17 protein-coding genes are annotated in these 13,515 nt (G+C 47.5%); 9 read left to right on the plus strand and 8 right to left on the minus strand.

Features of this window, described 5'->3' with window-relative positions; all coding sequences use genetic code 11:
• The first annotated feature begins 163 nt into the window (after positions 1-163).
• From ACFX4O_RS13180 to ACFX4O_RS13215, 8 genes are all read left to right on the plus strand, one after another.
• Positions 164-469, plus strand: a complete 306-nt coding sequence (locus ACFX4O_RS13180) for a hypothetical protein (RefSeq protein WP_380209428.1) — start codon at positions 164-166, stop codon at positions 467-469.
• A gap of 101 nt (positions 470-570) precedes the next feature.
• Positions 571-882 (plus strand): hypothetical protein, encoded by a 312-nt coding sequence (locus tag ACFX4O_RS13185; protein WP_380209426.1) that lies wholly within the window; start codon positions 571-573, stop codon positions 880-882.
• Positions 883-967: 85 nt separating this feature from the next.
• Complete coding sequence (locus ACFX4O_RS13190) at positions 968-1,297, plus strand: hypothetical protein (RefSeq protein WP_380209424.1); 330 nt, start codon at positions 968-970, stop codon at positions 1,295-1,297.
• A gap of 79 nt (positions 1,298-1,376) precedes the next feature.
• Complete coding sequence (locus ACFX4O_RS13195; RefSeq protein WP_380209423.1) at positions 1,377-2,213, plus strand: hypothetical protein; 837 nt, start codon at positions 1,377-1,379, stop codon at positions 2,211-2,213.
• 3 nt (positions 2,214-2,216) lie between these two features.
• Positions 2,217-2,567 (plus strand): hypothetical protein, encoded by a 351-nt coding sequence (locus tag ACFX4O_RS13200; protein WP_380209421.1) that lies wholly within the window; start codon positions 2,217-2,219, stop codon positions 2,565-2,567.
• Positions 2,564-2,923 carry a hypothetical protein gene (locus ACFX4O_RS13205; protein ID WP_380209419.1) on the plus strand — a complete coding sequence of 120 codons (360 nt, stop codon included), beginning with the start codon at positions 2,564-2,566 and terminating at the stop codon, positions 2,921-2,923. Before ACFX4O_RS13200 ends, ACFX4O_RS13205 begins: the two co-directional genes overlap by 4 nt.
• Positions 2,920-3,735, plus strand: a complete 816-nt coding sequence (locus tag ACFX4O_RS13210; RefSeq protein ID WP_380209417.1) for a site-specific integrase — start codon at positions 2,920-2,922, stop codon at positions 3,733-3,735. The genes ACFX4O_RS13205 and ACFX4O_RS13210 overlap by 4 nt, the downstream gene beginning before the upstream one ends.
• 17 nt (positions 3,736-3,752) lie before the next feature.
• Positions 3,753-3,941 carry a hypothetical protein gene (locus ACFX4O_RS13215; RefSeq protein ID WP_380209585.1) on the plus strand — a complete coding sequence of 63 codons (189 nt, stop codon included), beginning with the start codon at positions 3,753-3,755 and terminating at the stop codon, positions 3,939-3,941.
• A gap of 230 nt (positions 3,942-4,171) precedes the next feature.
• Here ACFX4O_RS13215 and ACFX4O_RS13220 read toward each other — a convergent pair whose 3' ends face one another.
• From ACFX4O_RS13220 to ACFX4O_RS13240, 5 genes are all read right to left on the minus strand, one after another.
• Positions 4,172-4,723, minus strand: coding sequence for a hypothetical protein (locus ACFX4O_RS13220; protein WP_380209415.1), 552 nt, complete (start codon positions 4,721-4,723; stop codon positions 4,172-4,174).
• Between the two features lie 350 nt (positions 4,724-5,073).
• On the minus strand, positions 5,074-7,587 hold the full coding sequence (locus tag ACFX4O_RS13225) for a S8 family peptidase (protein WP_380209413.1): 2,514 nt from the start codon (positions 7,585-7,587) through the stop codon (positions 5,074-5,076).
• Between the two features lie 16 nt (positions 7,588-7,603).
• On the minus strand, positions 7,604-8,605 hold the full coding sequence (locus ACFX4O_RS13230) for an AAA family ATPase (RefSeq protein ID WP_380209574.1): 1,002 nt from the start codon (positions 8,603-8,605) through the stop codon (positions 7,604-7,606).
• Positions 8,606-8,673: 68 nt separating this feature from the next.
• Positions 8,674-9,228: a recombinase family protein gene (locus ACFX4O_RS13235; RefSeq protein ID WP_380209411.1), complete on the minus strand. Its 555-nt coding sequence runs from the start codon at positions 9,226-9,228 to the stop codon at positions 8,674-8,676.
• A gap of 858 nt (positions 9,229-10,086) precedes the next feature.
• Positions 10,087-10,344, minus strand: a complete 258-nt coding sequence (locus ACFX4O_RS13240) for a hypothetical protein (protein WP_380209409.1) — start codon at positions 10,342-10,344, stop codon at positions 10,087-10,089.
• Between the two features lie 811 nt (positions 10,345-11,155).
• Between ACFX4O_RS13240 and ACFX4O_RS13245 the strand changes: the two genes are divergently transcribed.
• A complete protein-coding gene (locus tag ACFX4O_RS13245) occupies positions 11,156-11,602 on the plus strand; it encodes a helix-turn-helix domain-containing protein (RefSeq protein ID WP_380209407.1) in 447 nt (148 codons plus the stop codon).
• A gap of 67 nt (positions 11,603-11,669) precedes the next feature.
• On the opposite strand, the gene ACFX4O_RS13250 is transcribed toward ACFX4O_RS13245, so the two are convergent.
• From ACFX4O_RS13250 to ACFX4O_RS13260, 3 genes are all read right to left on the minus strand, one after another.
• The gene (locus ACFX4O_RS13250; protein WP_380209405.1) at positions 11,670-12,161 is read right to left on the minus strand and encodes a putative zinc ribbon protein; all 492 of its coding nucleotides are present in this window, start codon (positions 12,159-12,161) and stop codon (positions 11,670-11,672) included.
• 245 nt (positions 12,162-12,406) lie between these two features.
• Positions 12,407-12,622: a helix-turn-helix transcriptional regulator gene (locus ACFX4O_RS13255; protein WP_380209403.1), complete on the minus strand. Its 216-nt coding sequence runs from the start codon at positions 12,620-12,622 to the stop codon at positions 12,407-12,409.
• A 111-nt stretch (positions 12,623-12,733) separates the two neighbouring features.
• A complete protein-coding gene (locus ACFX4O_RS13260) occupies positions 12,734-13,381 on the minus strand; it encodes an inovirus Gp2 family protein (RefSeq protein WP_380209401.1) in 648 nt (215 codons plus the stop codon).
• Between the last annotated feature and the right edge of the window lie 134 nt (positions 13,382-13,515).

Raw genomic sequence — 13,515 nt, forward strand, 5'->3', positions numbered from 1 at the left:
AACGGATCCCCGCCGTGACGTCGTCGTTAATTCCATGCCGTGGCTGTGTGTCTGCTTATTATCAATATTGTGATTATCACTCAAGGCGATAATGCAGAAGGAAAGGATGACGTCAGTGCGGGAAAGTTTCAGGGCGGGATAATTTCAGAGATAAGGATTTGCCATGAATAACAGAAAACCACCTCAACAGTTTAACAACCTGATGTCACTTATAGATGAACTGAATAATGTCGGTCATTCATCAGATAAGATCTGGTACAGCGGAAAACTTATCAATGGTAAGCAGTCCTGGACCAACCCGGTTACATTTATTGCCGCCGATAGTCGCATGATTGCTCAGCGGCGTAGCGACGGGACATGGTGGACGCTGTATGGATATGACGATATGAACGATCCCGTTATTCCTGAACCAACCAATAGCTTCAACCTTGATGAACACTGGTTTCAGTTAATGACACTGTTTCAGTGAACGGCCCCTTCACAATGGTATGAGTGGCGGGATTTCTCTTCAGGATACCGGCTGCATCAATGCCGAAATTGCGCGTTGCCGCGTGAACGGACGAAGAACGGATGAATGAGGAAACGCCAGTGCCGCAACGATTAGACAGTCTGGTTGATCTCCTCCGTGAGCTAAACCGTGCCGGCCATCCTGACGACCGGATCTGGTTTTACGGGGACAACCGTGGTGACCCGGTGGCATTTCAGGCCGCAGACTCACGCCTGATAGCGGAACGCCATGATGATGGTTCGTGGTGGACCGTTGCGGGCTACCGGGACGCGAATGATCCGCGCATGCCGGAACCCGAGGACGCATTCAATGTGGATGAGGCGCGCGGTCAGCTGCAGATATTTTTTGATGACACAATCAAAGAAAATGAATAACGGGCTGACATGCATCTGCACTGCGGCCACGACGGCACCTGACGCACGACAGGTACATTATCTTCCCTGACCAGAAGGCCCCTGTATGACGGAAATTCCAGGCAGTGATTCGTTACTGGAGCGTATCGCTTTTTACCTCTGGCCCGCTCACGAAGTGCTTCTCTACAGAAAAACAACTGACGCAGAGGGAGATGATTATTACCTAATCCTGAACGGGACCGGAGATGAGCTGGCTGAATGGGATGAAGGTGAACAAAACTGGATAGTAGTTAACCCCCCCGTCGTACTTGCGATGCCACAAATACAGTCGAGCTTGCTCCGGTGCTTGCCCGGATTGAGCAGCAAACTCTCAGAATGGCTATGTGCAGGGGGCAGCTTGGTTTATTCATTCCATCTGTCACAAAAAAATCAGTAAAAAGGCTCGGCCCTGCATCTTGACCAGTGCTGGAGTGAGAATGACTGAGTCTGTTCTATACAGGCGGAGGAGAGTACCGATGGGAAAGATGAAAGAACTTCTCTTTGATATGCAGGAAGAACGGTGCATTGCATGGATTATGGAAAATTATCCGGATGCCGAGGAAGGAACGGAAGAATGGGATGCTGCCGCTCAGGAATATAGCTGGATGCTTGAAGCACAGGAGGAGGCGGCTTATCTGTGGTCCTTCCAGGAATCACTGAACGACCTGGAAAGTCGTTACAGACATGCTGTGCGTGAACTGGATGAGCTCCATGAGCTGATTGGTTCTTCCTGCGGCGGTATTGTCTGTCGTCTGGGGTTTGCCCACACCGTAACGGTGATGGAAGCGTTTCTGATGTATTCCGCCCGAGCCCTGCTGAATGATCCAGTCCATCTGGATCGTTTCTATGCCAGCCTCAGTCACAATCCTCGCCTCAACGGCCAGCTCAGGAAATGCCGGGGCGCAGTGGAGCAGCGCTATCAGAAACGCAAGGATACTGCGGTTTCCCTCACGGAAGACGAACTCAGGCTGCACAGTGCACAACTTTGTGTCAGCCAGCTGACTTTCCATAATCTGGACATCATGACCGCTTATTTTGATGCGGTTCTGAAAAGCAGGCATGACTGGCCCGTCGATGACCTGCGGGATATCGTCCGGACGCGCCAAGATTTGATTCACCGGAATGGAGTCAGTACAGAGGATGAACCCGTGTCAGTAAATCAGTGGCAACTGAACAGTGCCATAGGAGCAGTGCGTGCCTTTATTGACGCCGTCGCCCTGACCCTGCGGCGGGAAACCGGTCGTGATGAACAACGCTTCCGGGTACCGCCACCATTTATCAACGTAACGAATCCTGACTTTTCTAAGGAGTGACAGATGCCTGCAAAACCGATAACACTGGCCGGAGTCCATTATCCCCGTAAAGGCGATGCTGAGCGCTGGCTGCTGGCGCAGCGTGATGCCGTGGAAACTCTGGGCGGCGTCAGCGAGGGGCCGCTGTTTGAACAGCTGAAGGATCTCTTCCTTCGGTACTGTCAGGCTACTGACTGGCCGCTTAAAGGTGACAGAGTTACACATTTCACGGTGGGCTATGAGCACCGCGGTAAAGGTGATGCCGGTGGCTCCACCAAATGTTTCTTTGTTCATTTTGATAATAACGATAAGGGCGATTCGTTTTCGGTGGAAAAGGCACTGAAGAATGTCCTTCGTCTGGAAGGAAACCAATGACAGCCATGAAAACCGACAGCGTATCTTTACCGTCACCCTCTGAGAACCTCACTTCATTGCTGATCCAGTGTCAGGCGTTGCAGTCGGCCGCCGACAATATCCGCCGTCCGCACCCGCGCGCCACGGTGGCTGAACTGGACGAAACGCTGGATCCGTTCGCACAGCGCATGCAGCGCGCCTGTCTTTATGCTGCCCGGATTGACCGTCTGCTGGCTATGGAAACCTGCCTGGCGGACACCGGTCGCCTGCTGGAAGAAAAGGGGCTGATCAGTGTGGCCGCCGGCAACGATTATGCCCGGGCAGCGCTGGCCTGGCTTGAGCTCGCCGCCGGGACACAAGACAGGGAGCGGGCATGACACGCTTCTCTCCCCCGTCGCTGATTGCGGACCCAGCCCTGGCCCCCCTGCCGGTGGCCATCGATTACCCCGCGGCGCTGGCGCTGCGCCAGATGGCGCTGGCTGATGATGCGTTACCGAAATACCTGCTGGCCATCGAGGTCAGTGCCCTGCTCCATTATGTCCCTGATCTGAAGCGGCAGACCCTGCTGGCCACGCTGTGGAACTGTGGCGGTCGCATCAATGAAGTGCTGGCACTTTCCACCAGTGATTTCCGTCTTGATGTGCCGCAGCCGTGGGTGCAGCTGGCGACGCTGAAACAGCGGGAAGAGAAAGCCACCCGCGGCGCCGGACGCCCCCGTAACGGCACGGCTCCTCCCCGGATCGTCCCGCTTTCGGACATGCAGTACGTCACGCAGCTGCGCACGCTCTTCGCGACCCTGAAAATTCCGGCAGAACGACGGAACAGGAATACCGGGCGGACAAAACGGGTCCGCATCTGGGATATCACCGATCGCACGGTGCGGACCTGGATCAATGAAGCCGTTGCCCTTGCAGATGCTGACGGAGTGAACTTCTCGGTTCCGGTCACCCCGCACACGTTCCGGCACAGCTACGCGATGCACATGCTCTATGCCGGTATCCCCCTGAAAGTACTCCAGTCACTGATGGGGCACAAAAATATCAGCTCGACCGAAGTCTATACCAGAGTGTTTGCTCTGGATGTGGCGGCAAGCCACCGCGTCCGGTTCCAGATCCCCGGCGCCGATGCCGTCAGCGTATTGAAACAGCTTTCCCCCGGGCTGCCCGGTGATGATGACCACCGAAACTGAAAAGGAGTCCGTGCTGTATGGCCATGAAACTTGTCCGCAAGAAAGCCCCGCGTGGCGTTCTGTTCCGCATTCTGGACGACGATGAAGTCACGGCCATTGAGAACTTGTCTGGTCGGCGGGTTTCCGCCGGGCGTGAGCAGCGCGAGCTGGCAGAAAAGGTACTCAGGGAAATGCGTCAGAGGGAAACCGGTCGCTCCGGCCGATGATCGTACGCGCCGTACACGCCGTTCGCGTATCGCACGTCTGCTTCTTAAGGATGCAGGGTTGACGGGAAAGAAGCATCGCACAGTTTGAGATATGCATATTTGCGTGAATCTATGGAATTACATATGAAAAGTGGCCTCAGCAGGGAAGATGCTGAGGCCATGGTTCAGATGGACTTAGGACATGGCGATGGGTGAGGGCATTATATTCAGTCAATCTATTTAAAATGATTTCACCTTACAAATTCTGAGCATAGTTTTTGGGCTAAGTTAACGTCTAAATTCGGGAATAAACTAAAAATATCAGATTCTGAAACATTATAAAGTGCCCCTACTTTCAAACGTAATTTCTTTATTGAGTCATAGAACGGTTCTGGAAGCTCATTTGCCAGATTGGCGGCATCACGATAGGAAGGTAATTTGGATGTCATTGCATGATTAGTAAAACGCTTGCTCATTTCCTCGCTAAATATAGTTGCGACCCCCTCTTCCAAAACATTAGTATTCCCGATCTTAGGATTTAATAAATGAACAGTTTCATGCGCTAACTCGTACAGAGTTGTCGGCCAGTAAACTTTTGCGTTAAGTGAAAGAACAGCAAATGCACCATCGAGGGATGGTGTATTACAGATATAAGGATGGCCTTCACCAAATACTGGTTGATATATTTTTTTAATTGGATCCTTATTACCTATCAATCCTTCAATATGTGTAAGTAGAAAATTTTGTAAAGCCCAAAGTCCTTCGGGAGACTCTGATGGAAGACTGGAGATGAATTTGTACATTGTCATTCCTATTACTTGAATTAAAAAAACAATAACTAAGCAACATAATTCCTTACTCACGTTTCACGGACCTAGAAGAAGCGCCAACAGGGCATCCCAAAACTCGCATACCTTCGGTGCGGCTGCCATCTCTGATGATTAAAGTTCTCTCATCACATCGCCGCAAGGCTTGCATTAAAAAAGTTATCCAAAGTAAATCATCCCTGTTGTCTTCATTCCATATAACCAATATTCGCATTACGAGGAATGGTTAACTTATAATCTACCGTTCCATGAATCTCACTTCACACAGGAAACATTTGTGTCTTCCAAAAAAAGGCTGTGTAACCTTACCACAGCCGCGCTTTTTATCAGGTTATAATTGAAATATCGACTATATTTTTAATTTCAGTATAGATATTTACATTTTCGTCCGGTACTTCAATGCTGATTAGAAGAGAATATTTTACATTGTTTCTCCACCGTTCTTCACCTGTCCGGTATTTCCACCACCCACTAACCGGGAATACTGCAATTGTATGCATGTCTATAAGATCGGCTACTGACCCCGCCCATCTGTCTGAATGAATGGAACCACGTGTTCTTAATTGTGTCCCGAGGAACCATCCCTGATTATCTCCTTCCGGCCCGGTATAATCCTCTGTTAAAGCTAATGCATTAATACTTGAGCGGAAGTTTTGCAGTGTCTGTCCGGGTCGTATGGTGCTGAATCGCAGGCCGTGCGACTGATAGCTATATCTTGAACGATATCCCCGACGACCGGGATTGGGCTCAATGAAATAAGAAAGTGTGACACGCATTTTGACCTGCGTTTCCGGGGGGAGTGCCTCCAGTGCAGTTAACGGCCATGGCAACTGATGCAGGTTCATCACATTATTCTTCGGGTCGGCAGATGCGGCAGCTCCATCTTCCTTAATGAAGGGTTGTAATTCGCTCTCTGCTATTAATGTCAGTGCATTATCTGCACTGTATCTAGCCCTGTTAATGTCCGGAACACCGTGGCCTACCATTCTGAGAAGATATTCTTTTGCAAGCCCCGCAGAGTGGGTGTCACAAAGCTCATCAAAACGCGCCATCATGCGAGGAGTCCATTCTGCTGAATGCACGACCAGACCGCGAATAGTTTCAGGCCACAGTTCTGGATATTGTGTCCTTAGAAGCGCCGCATCTCGGGAAATCAGAGCACATGCGGCACTCGTATCTCCATAACTTTGGAACGCAGGACCGGGCACTCTCCCAGATGTCGTCAGCAGAGAGACATCTGCACAGGTATCTACAGTTGTTTCATCCGGGGAGAGAATGTGATTTCCACCTTCTGCTACAACATCAGGTTTATGAGGAGCCTGCTTACGCCATGACCAGTGCACCGATGACCGGCTTGAGGGTGAAACATCACCAGGCAAAGCAAACGCGGACCAGCCTGCGAATGTGGGGTCGTCAATGGTGGTGAGATCAGTGTAAGCCCCAACAGTTAACGCATTCCAGGACTGAGCCGGATCTTCAATTGGTGAAAGTGCTACCTGATGCCAGTAGTCTGTATCATGGATGACATTTCGGTTGTTTCCAGCTGACACAACGAACAGGCGTCTTACACCATCATCAATTCCACAACTGAAACGGTCAATTTCCGCAGACCAGGAGGATGGCATTCCTGTTGTCGAACCTTCATCGGAGGTTATCGCTAGGCTGTATATGCGATTAAGCTGTGGTCGTGCAATCTCAAGACGGGAGGCGGTGCCCACTGTTATGCTGCCATAGAGCTCAGGAGGATTACTTCCGATCGGCGGAATAATTCTCCCTGATTCAATGAGGAAAGGCACATGCACCGGGTCATTACTTTGACTGACCTTAAGTAGATCGCCAAATGCCACAAGGCCCGCTTGCATTGAGCCATGCTGAATTTCAATATTGTGATGGTTTGAATAATGCGGCCACTGGGATGTCCAGCATTCTGCATAAGTCCCTGCTGTAATGTGCATCAGCAAATGATGGTCATAATTTATACCGGTATCAAGTATGGATACCGCACAGTTTGCATTAGCAAGAGGCTGGATACGTCCGGAGATATCATTAACCCATTGCGCCTGCTCGAAAGGGGAAGAGTTAACGACAGGAAATGGAGTGTCTTTCGCTCTTCTGAGTTCTTCAAGATTGGCAATGAGTTCGGGGGCTCTTTCCAGTTGTTTCCGCGAACATTTAATAAGCAGGACGACAGATTTGAAAAAATTGAGCGAGGAACGACCCAGTTCAGCATTGAGCCTTTCAGCGAGTTGCGTTCCTGTCCGGTGGGGGTCATTATTCTGATCCTTTTTAAGCCAGAGTTCCCACCATACCTGTTCATCAGCATCTCGTGGATAAAGCCAATCTTCATCTGTCCAGAAAGAGTAAAGGTGAGCAAATCTTACCTCTGCGATACTGGCAATTAAAGGATGGTTAGCGGGATAGTGCTTATTCTCTTTTGCTTTATAGCGGTCTTTATCAGGATCAAGATACTGATTAACTTTCCTTAGAAAAGCACCACGCCTTGCTTCAGGGATAAATAACGTTGCAACTTCATGTCGATTCTCCGTTTTGATAAGGCAAAGTTTGAAATCAGTATTGTCCAGTTTATCCAGTGGCAGCTTGCCCCCTTCCTGACCAATAACTTCAATATAAATGCCAATCTCTTCTGTTAGTGGTGCTTCGCGAATTGCAGCTCTTGCATCGTAATGAGATAATATATTCTCATATTGCACTTTAAGAGCACCGCCGTGAGCTTGTCTGTCAAGGGCGGGGATCTGAGTGCTTCTTGCAGTGTTTTTAGATTTAAACTTTTCAGGCTGAACAAATTTCGCGACACTCAAATGATTCCTGTCATTTGCCATTATGCCCTCTGCTGAGTTATTCCCGGTTTACGCCACCCCCTTTATGTCTTCTTGTGAGGGCTTTGACGACTATCGGTGTTTCCAGTTTTCCGTCAAAATATATAACGGCATCCTTTGCAGCATCATCACAGGAGCGCGTAATTTCAGCAGAACTCAGGCCCAGAGCCTCTTTTGTGATTGTCTCCCAGTCGAGATGGTTAACATCAAAAAGTGATAGTCGATTTTTCATCAGCATATCAATCTGTGCTTCTTGCGGCTTTTCAAACTGAATAATATCGTCGAAACGGCGATAAAGAGCCTGATCAAGTAGCTCCGGGTGGTTTGTTGCTGCAACAATGACGCTTTCTGAGTAATCCTGCTCCACAAACATCAGAAAGGAATTCAACACCCTTCTGATTTCGCCCACATCATTTGATGCACCACGTTGTGTGCCAATAGCGTCAAATTCATCGAACAAATAGACAGCTCGTGTCTGTCTGATGTGATCAAAAATAAGACGTAATTTTGCCGCAGTTTCTCCCATATAACGGGTAATTAGGCTATCCAGGACTATGGTGTAGAGCGGCAAACGAAGTTCAGTAGCCAGCATGAGAGCTGACATTGTTTTACCTGTTCCCGGCGGCCCGGTAAAGAGAAGTTTTCTTCGTGGTACTAACCCGAACCGCTTTAATTTGTCTGATTGCCGTTGTTCAGTTACGACTTTCTCAAGCCTTTCTTTGACATCTACTGACAGAACAAGCTCTTCAACATGCACATCACTAGGGGTCAATTCCAGCAACCCCTGGAGTTCACTTTTGGGCTGGTGTATGAATGGAAGAGTTTTTGCTGTCGTCAGATGACTCACCTTTTCTTCGTTCTTCTGTGATTTTTCAACAAGTAACTTGATGTCATTTGCGAGTTTGTTGTGGCCCTGACGTGCTTCTTTCGCCGCGACCTGGAGAGCAATGGAGTAAAAACGCGCTTCATCACCGTCAGCGTGACTCTTTAAAAGCGCTTTAAACTGTTCTGCGGTTGCCATCATCAACTCTCCTTTGAGTACGTTGATAGTATAAATATTAGTTCTTTAATGCACATTAAGAATGTGACTTATAGTGCGCGATCTGGAACGATCACTCCGACATATTTGTAGATTGTCGTTCTGGATACACCGTACTTCTGCGCAATATCACTCACACTACTTTCAGGATGACTCAGTAATTCTTTGATATGCGTGATATCTTCCCGGCTGAGTTTCATTTTTCTTCCGCCAAGGCGTCCTCTTGCCCTGATGGCCTTAAGACCTTTACGGTTTTTCTCATGTACAAAAGCCTGCTCACATTCCATCAGTAACTGACATATCCGAACCAGCGTATCTCCGGATTCACGTGATGAATCCAGTTGCTCACGGATACTGATCAGGAAAGCGTCCTTAGCGGCAACAGACAATATGGTTCTAATCACACTGGCCAGATTGCGTCCCAGCATTTCAAGGCCGGTAACTACCAGTACGTCTCTAGGCTTGAGAGTGTCCAGACAGGTACTCAGGTGCTGAAAATCTTTCTCTTTATCTTCAAAGATCAACGTACAACCAGCGGATTTAAGGCTCTCATGCTGATTGAGGTTATCTGCGAAGTGCCGCATATAGCCGATTTTTTGATTCATGAACAATAAAATTACATTGATTTATTTACGTAAAAGTTAACACTATTTTGATAAAAAATCCACCAGATTTGGTGGTGTTGATGCATGACAGTTTCATGACGTAGTACTGCAATATTGCGGAGCAGGAATACCTAACGCAGCGCAGGCAGCAATGGAAATTCAGAGCTCTCCATACATTTAATCAATTGGTTTGTTCTATGAGATTTTATGGCAGGCAGGTTTACCGGCTGTAGTGGCATACCAACTTTGGCCACATAGCCGAGCGAAGTGTGAGATGTCCGCTCCTGGCAGAGGCTGTGTGAAAACGATTTAAGCTTGGGACATGAACGCAAAAGAGGCCGACGCCAGCGCTTTTACGTAAAAATTTGCATCATCTTTTCTATGCAAATTTTCTTAGAAATCGTCTAAACGCGTGACCTTCTGTCAGCAATCAGAGTTTTCACACAGCCTGGGTACACAGGGGACACCCAAGCCGAGCAGATCTCCCCTGGACGCGCAGTCAATTCTGTCCACTTGAGCTGGCAAATAGTGATCACGCTTGGTAAAAAACACCCGTCGTGGCGCTGATCGTTTTCTACAAGAGCAAAACTTAGTTTTGCCGTTCTGGACCGGACAAGTTGTCCGGTTCTTACGTTCCATAAAAGTGTTTTAAAAGTACGCTTCTGGGTTGAGGGCTTTGAAGCCCAATGATGATGGCCAATTTGTACGACTTATTCAATCGCCATAGTCGCCCACCCAACTTGGTGTCGGACCGTCTTGAAATAACCACTCGTAGCCCGTTTGCTCCTTCAAACGGGCAAGTACTCTATAAAGCCGTTTGTGCATTGAAGTGTCGATGAATTTGATGAGGTCTTCCCACTAGTTTCTTCCACCTATATGCAGTCCTAAAGTCATTTGCGCCTGTATATGAAATTGTGTGCCGCTGAACGAAAATCCTACTAAGGTATCAATCGATTCATGACCTCCATTATGGGCATAACGTTCGTCGCGAATTTTATAAAGCTCATCATGAACAGCCCTAAGGTGGGTGGGGAGGTCATTCCGCTGGAGAACGTAAGTGCTATTGCTTTTGGCGAACAAACGTGCGTAGCTGACCACAAAAGCGGTAGTTAACATCTCCTGTTCCATCATCGATTCTGTAGTGATTTCAAACTTGGTTGTACGAAGCCGATGATAAATGTAACTAAGGCTTGATGTAGTAGGGATTGCCTTTATAAGTCTAACCAGACTTTCAATCTCTTTATCGCAACCGCTGATAATCTCACACCCCTTCTTCAATATTTGTTCAAAAGGCGCTCTCAGATCAGCTGGCAATTTGTTAATAAACTCTTCAGAGACGCTGTAGTAGTCGTCGCCTTCAAAAATGGGGGGGGGGACATAGCCATCTGGGTAAACCCTGTGTGGAGAAATTGCGCCATATTCAAACCAATTGGCGAGATTTGGTTTATCAAGATAAATAAAGTCTCCATTATGGCTTGGAAGCGGAAGGACGTGCAGAAGGTTGAGTCAAAACCGGCTGGAAAAGTGCCGTGAATTGCCTGTAGCACATGGCAAATTATCCGTTGGTGCATATCCACTGGACACTACCGTCATTGTGACCAGTACCAAGTGGGCTCGATGGTATTCCCATCTGCAGCCAAGGTCAGAGTTTGCTAGCCTTCGTTCAGTCGTGATTACTGATGACGGGTAAGAAGTAACTTTTTTCGTTGCGTTTGGATGGATTGCTTTCGAAAGTATAGGTTCGTACTGCTACCTTCAACAAACCTTCCGATTGCAATATAATGACAAAAATGAATTTCTTTTCAGTACTATATTACTGAATAAAGCTAATATAAAGCCAAATTACTATAATTTCGGTAAAATATTACTATTAATGAAGTTAAATATCGCACTATAGTTTTCATTCTAATAACCTGGATTGTTCAGTATGAAGAGTAATCATAGTCAGCTCAGTTGGGGGGAGCGCCCCATCCCGAAAGGACCGGAGCATTTCGGCGAGCGTCTCAAAGCTGTTATCGGAAAGCAGTCTGTCGCCTCTTTTGCCAGGGATTGCGGAGTCTCCGAAGCATCCATGAGAAAGTACCTTAAAAGCGGTACTGAGCCAGGTATCGACAGCGTAGCTACGATTGCCGCATACACCGGCCGTTCTTTGACCTGGCTTATCACGGGAGAGGGTGACCCCTTTACTGAAAATGCCAGGCAGGCCGGAGAACATCTCTCAGAAGAAGATATCGAGAAATGGTGGAGCCTGATTTTCGGCGCTTTGGACATTGAGAATAAAACCAAAATTATCCACGCTTTTCAGCAAGGTGGACTGAGTGCTGTATTTCACCCTTCTCTCGCTATCAATAAGGCAGTCAAAATAAAGGGATAGTTAGGGCCTGTAAGCGCATTCCTGAATGTGAGATGTCCGCGATGGTGAGCAACGGCTTCAGGATGGCTTACCGGTCGCCTGAAGGTGGTATTTGAGCTGTTGTCGCTTTATTCCCCGAATTCGATTTACCTTCCGGCTGGTTATAATTCCAGCTCCAGTCTCCCCTGCTGATACTATATATCCCCGTTTTGCAGGTCTTACAATGTTTCTCCCCCTGATAGTGAGTATTGCACCAGACACAGAACCAGTGCGTAACCGGGTTGATGGTATCCATACTGTCAACCAGTGCGCGTAATCGTAGAAGAAAAGCCTGTCTCCTGATTTCTGCCCGAATGTAACCGCATTTTGACACATCGGCTTTAGTGACTTTAGTAGGCGGAAAATGCTCAAACCAGGCTTCTTCACCAATGATGTTGTCCTGCAGCCTTACAGGACAATGGCAATCAGGACAGCGCCACAGATTGTCAGTTCCGGGCTGAACCTCTTTTGCAGGAACGTAATGATTGTCAGCGTCGAGAGCCAGATACTGCTTTACCCGCAATATGTTTATCTTGGGCATAGATATAATTCCTTTTATTTTCACAAAGATGAGACTGTAATGACAGTCAGATGAGATGTGTAAATGCTCAGTGTATTTCTGTCGGTATTTTCGACATGCGTAGAATACGCTACATGCGTTTCTGACCGATTTTCTTTTTAAGATACATGACTTGCTAGTTTTAAAGCACAAAGCTTCAATGAAGGTTTTGGAGGAGGTTTGAGTCCGCAACTGGGGTCAACTTATCAGGTTCATTCTCAGTTATGTTACTGTCGCGACTGATTGATGCGGTTTTGAACCCAAGCTTCTACTTCACTTTGCATCCAGCGGGAGCTACGACCCAGTTTAATTGGCTTCGGAAACTCTCCGTCTTTGATCAGCTTGTAGAACCATTTATCGGTTAAGCCCGTAAAGCTGGTGATAAATGCCATATCGACCATTTTGTCGTTGGTGAGGTAGGATTGTTGGAAGTTGTTACTCATGGGGTTGTCTCCATCCTGATATTGAGTGAATCAGGAGAAGCGCCATTGCTGGTGGTTGACCGTTGACGCATTCTCCTTCTCAACATCCACTCCCTAGTAATAAATTACTTATCAGTTCTGAGAACAGCCAAAGTTACGCTGACCATCTAAATTGTTTTTGCTGTACTCTTTAGCCAAATACATTGCTCTTGAGGTCAAATTTTCGTAAGTATCCTCGAAGTAACGGTTATTACGGTTTAACTGGTAAAAGCCACTTGGAGGGATGTGAATCAGCCCCTTATATTTGTTTTCCGCATAATCTCTTTTTATTGCCCTTATCCATGCCTGAACAACCATATTAAAAACACTCTGGTTGAAAGCATTGTCAGGATCTTGTTTAATCTTCCCCGGCCACGCATAGGCGTCTTTGTTGAGCAAAAGTAATACGTGATAATGCTTCTTGCTCCCTTCCTGATTAAATTCCCGTACCCATACAAATCTCATGTTGCATGTCAGGGTCTTCTTACCCGTTTTTTGCTTACGTTTAATATCCGCTTTGATTTGTGATTTTACTGAGTTGATGAAACGAGTTATGACCTCAGAGGCGGTATAACACTGTGTAGGGCAATCTGGACGCTCTTCTTCGTCAGGGAAGCGCAGATCGACTCTGATTGCCAATAGGCGGGGATACTGTTTTAACGCTCTGTCGATTGTTCTGGTGATACCGTGCACATAGGCTTGATTCAGTTCCCCATACCGACTCTGGTTCTTGATGCTCATTACATGATGTCCTTAGCTGATTGAACTCAGCTCATCGGATACCTGGTAATGATTTAAGGAATGATGGTCTCTTCCTACCCCTTTCTCTGGCTCTTCTCTAAGGGGATGGTTACGGGTACTAATATCCCCTCATG

Origin of the sequence: Kosakonia sp. YIM B13571 (genome assembly GCF_042788095.1) — a bacterium.
Lineage (GTDB): Bacteria > Pseudomonadota > Gammaproteobacteria > Enterobacterales > Enterobacteriaceae > Kosakonia > Kosakonia quasisacchari.